General features: G+C 36.3%; 3 protein-coding genes and 1 pseudogene. 2 read left to right on the top strand and 2 right to left on the bottom strand.

The genetic code is table 11. From position 1 onward, the window contains the following. Window positions 1–293: 293 nt before the first annotated feature. The gene (locus tag ACH2BV_RS07090; protein WP_395050027.1) at window positions 294–737 is read right to left on the bottom strand and encodes a nucleoside deaminase; all 444 of its coding nucleotides are present in this window, start codon (window positions 735–737) and stop codon (window positions 294–296) included. A 38-nt stretch (window positions 738–775) separates the two neighbouring features. On the opposite strand from ACH2BV_RS07090, the gene ACH2BV_RS07085 reads away from it, so the two are divergent. Beyond that, window positions 776–2,545: a 1-deoxy-D-xylulose-5-phosphate synthase gene (locus tag ACH2BV_RS07085; protein WP_395050026.1), complete on the top strand. Its 1,770-nt coding sequence runs from the start codon at window positions 776–778 to the stop codon at window positions 2,543–2,545. 39 nt (window positions 2,546–2,584) lie between these two features. Beyond that, the gene (locus ACH2BV_RS07080; RefSeq protein ID WP_395050025.1) at window positions 2,585–3,619 is read left to right on the top strand and encodes a DUF3078 domain-containing protein; all 1,035 of its coding nucleotides are present in this window, start codon (window positions 2,585–2,587) and stop codon (window positions 3,617–3,619) included. A 4-nt stretch (window positions 3,620–3,623) separates the two neighbouring features. Here ACH2BV_RS07080 and ACH2BV_RS07075 read toward each other — a convergent pair. Continuing rightward, window positions 3,624–4,226: pseudogene (locus ACH2BV_RS07075) on the bottom strand (dGTPase); the annotation flags it as partial.

Here is a 4,226-nt window from a genome sequence, read left to right as displayed (position 1 = left end):
GGCCGCATACCTTACCAAAGGTTTTCCATCAATACGTTCAAAATGGTTTTTTGAACATAAAAAATGGGTGAAAATCATACCGCGTGACGCTTACACGTATCTAGAATATCATTTCTACGACAAAAAGAAGAATGTTATTATAGAATAAATCAAAAACCGTCCCGATACATCGGGACGGTTTTTTTATGACTATTTGCGAGATTTTTAGAAGCTTTTTCCAGCTATTCGCTATATCCACGCAAAAAGCGTGGGATGCCGCTTCTATCTGGGCTAGGGCATTCGTTTATAAAAAATCATTTTCTTTTCTCTGCAAAAAATCGCTTCATCAACTCCGAAGCTTCATTTGCCAAAACTCCCCGAACTACAGTAGTTTTAGGATGTAATTGCGTTCCCATTTTAGTAAAACCACGATGTTCATCAATGGCACCAAAAACAATTTTCGATATCTGGCTCCAATACAAAGCACCGGCACACATTTGGCAAGGTTCAATCGTGACATACAACGTACAACCTACCAAATATTTTCCGCCAAGAAAATTGGCAGCAGCTGTTATCGCCTGCATTTCGGCGTGAGCAGTAACATCATTCAGCATTTCAGTAAGATTATGACCTCGGGCAATCACTTTATTGTCGATTACAATTACGGAGCCAACAGGAATTTCATCTTTCTCAAAAGCCATTTCTGCCTCTTGCAAGGCTTTCTTCATAAAATATTCGTCGGTGAAAGGGTTTTCCATAATTACAAAAATAAGAATTCAATTCGTACATTTGCTTTATGTCAGACAATTTACTCAAAAACATCTACAATCCAACCGATTTACGCCAACTCGATGAAGCTCAACTTCCTCAAGTTGCCCAAGAATTGCGCGATTTTATTATTGATATAGTTTCCGTGAAAGAAGGACATTTGGGAGCAAGCCTTGGCGTTGTAGAACTTACCATCGCCTTGCATTATGTCTTTAACACTCCAAATGATTTATTGATTTGGGATGTTGGTCATCAAGCCTACGGACATAAAATATTGACTGGAAGAAGAGAAAATTTTTATACTAACAGACAATTGGGAGGTATTTCCGGTTTCCCAAAAAGAAGCGAAAGTATTTTCGATACTTTTGGCGTAGGCCACTCCTCTACATCCATTTCTGCAGCTTTGGGAATGGCAATTGCTTCTAATTTAAAAGGCGATTTCGAAAAACAACACATTGCCGTTGTTGGTGATGCCTCGATTGCATCGGGAATGGCTTTTGAAGGATTGAATCACGCTGGAGTAACCGATGCAAATTTATTGGTAATTCTTAACGACAACGCCATCGGAATTGATCCGAGTGTTGGCGCTTTGAAAAATTATCTAACGGCAGTAAAAGAAGGAAAAAATCCTAAGAAGAATAATATGATTAAGTCTTTGAACTTTGATTATTCAGGACCAATAGACGGGCACGATATTTTTGCAGTAATCAAGGAATTGAAAAGGCTAAAAAAAGTAAAAGGACCAAAATTCCTTCACATTATTACCACAAAAGGAAAAGGATTACAACAAGCCGAAGAAGACCAAGTAAAATACCACGCACCTGGGAAATTCGATAAAATTACTGGAGAAATCCCTTTGAAATCTGAAGAGAATCTGCCTCCAAAATACCAGGATGTTTTTGGTTTGACCTTATTGGATTTGGCCAAAACCAATGAAAAAATTGTTGGAATCACTCCTGCAATGCCTTCGGGAAGTTCATTGAAATTTATGATGGACGCTTTCCCAAAACGCGCTTTTGACGTTGGCATTGCCGAACAACACGCAGTAACATTATCAGCAGGAATGGCGACACAAGGAATGATAGTTTTTTGCAATATTTATTCCACGTTTTTGCAACGAGCTTACGACCAAGTCATTCACGACGTGGCTTTACAGGATTTGCCGGTAATTTTTTGTTTGGACAGAGCGGGGTTGGTTGGTGAAGATGGCGCAACCCATCACGGTGTTTTCGATTTGGCTTATTTGCGCTGCATCCCGAATATGATTGTGTATTCGCCATTGAATGAAATTGCTCTTCGAAACATTTTATATACAGCACAATTTGGTTTAAACCATCCTATCGCCATTAGATATCCTAGAGGTCGAGGTCAAATTATAGATTGGCAAAAACCGTATGAAAAAATCGAAATAGGCAAAGCAAATTGTCTCAAAAAAGGAACAAAAGTAGCCGTTTTATCTAATGGAACCATTGGAAACAACGTGACTTTGGCTTTAGCCACAATACCTCATCCAGAAACAGTTGCTCATTATGATTTTGCCTTTGTAAAACCTCTTGACGCGAAATTATTGCATAGCATTTTCAAGGATTTTGAAACCATAATTACCATTGAAGATGGCGTGATAAAAGGAGGTTTTGGCAGCGCTATTCTTGAGTTTTCAGCACAAAATAATTACACTTCAACAGTAAAAACCCTTGGAATTCCTGATGAATTTATCGAACAAGGATCTATTGAGGAACAACAACAATATTGTAAAATTGACGTTAAAAGTTTGTCAATCCTTTTTTCAAGCTATTGAAATGAAATATTTTCGCATTTTTAAACTTAATAGACACTAATGAAATTAATACATAGCCTCATAATCCTATTCTCATTAACAATTTGTATAAATAGTTTTTCTCAAGAGACAGAAATAACTCCATTAATAGTAGAACTAAAACCAGTTACAACTATTGCAACAGCTACTATAACCGCAACAAGAGCAATTAAAACAGGACTTCCATTACCAATATTCCCTGTATCTGCTTGGCAAAGTAAAAACACTGTTGGTTTTGACCTGAACGAAATTGCATTCGTAAATTGGAATGCTGGTGGAGTTAGCTCCATTTCCGGCTTGTTAAAAGGGAATTTTACAAGAATTCACACAACAGAAAATAGCAAATGGGTCAATGAATTAATCGTTCGATACGGTATCAATAAACAAGATGGCCTGACCATTAGAAAGTCAGATGATGAATTTCGATTTAATTCTACCTTTGGATATAGACAAAACACCTCGTCGAATTGGTACTATTCGGGAAAATTTAATTTTAACACCCAATTTACAAACGGTTATAAATATCCAAACACTACAACTCCAATTTCGCAACCATTTGCTCCAGCTTATACTTTCCTCGGAGCTGGTGCAGATTATTTCGACAAGGAAAAGAAATTTGATGTTTATATTTCACCGCTAACTATGAAAAGTACTTTGGTTTTAGACCAAACCTTAGCTAATAAAGGAGCTTTTGGGGTAACCAAGGCAACTTATGACTCAGAAGGAAAGATAATTTCAGAAAGCAAACAATCAAAAACCGAAATTGGTTTTTTAGTGACCAACTACTATAAAAAAGAAGTTTGGAAAAACATTACCATAGAAAACCGATTGAGTCTATATTCGGATTATGCCAATAATTTTGGGAATATTGACGTGGAATGGAAATTACAATTTGATTTAATTGTAAACCAATATGTTAGTGCCAACATTGGAACACACGCAATTTATGACGACGATGTCAAGACTTATGAAGAAATTGATGGCGTTAAAGTTGAAGGTGGTCCAACATTGCAACTGAGACAATCACTTGGAATTGGAATGGTTTACCTTTTTTAAAAAATCAACTGGTTTTTTTACCATTGATAGTTTCATATAATTCCAAGGCATTTCCATCGGTCAAAAGGGAAACGTAATGGCAAATATGCAACAGCCTTTTGTACAAATCATCCTTTTCTTCCAAGAACTTTTCAGGTAACATTTTCAACAATAATTTGTCATAATTAGACGAATTGCCATCAAATTTATTGTTAAAAGCGGTAATGAATTTATCCAATAAAGTTTGAATAATTTGATAGCCCACAATTTCTTTTTCAATGACTTCGCGGCTTTGATAAATATTTTTGACGCTGAGTTTGATAATATCGTCCATTTGAACTTTATACTTGCTTTTGTCCGTCAAAGCGTGTGGAAATCTTCCCTGCAAAATTGCCTCTTCATTTTCAATAAAAACTTTAACAGCATCATTTATTAAGCTGCCTATTGCCAAAGCTCTCAAATAGCTGATTCGGTCTTCTTTGGTAGTTAATGTATTGTATTTACTGGTGTCAATGCTGTCTTTGACCAATTTTATCAAATATTCTAAGGCAAAATCTTCGGAAACTAAACCCAAATTTATACCATCTTCGAAGTCGATAATCGTATAACAAATATCATCGGCAGCTTC

The sequence above is a fragment of the Flavobacterium sp. genome, assembly GCF_043780635.1.
Lineage (GTDB): Bacteria > Bacteroidota > Bacteroidia > Flavobacteriales > Flavobacteriaceae > Flavobacterium.
This window is presented reverse-complemented; position numbering and strand designations above follow the sequence as displayed.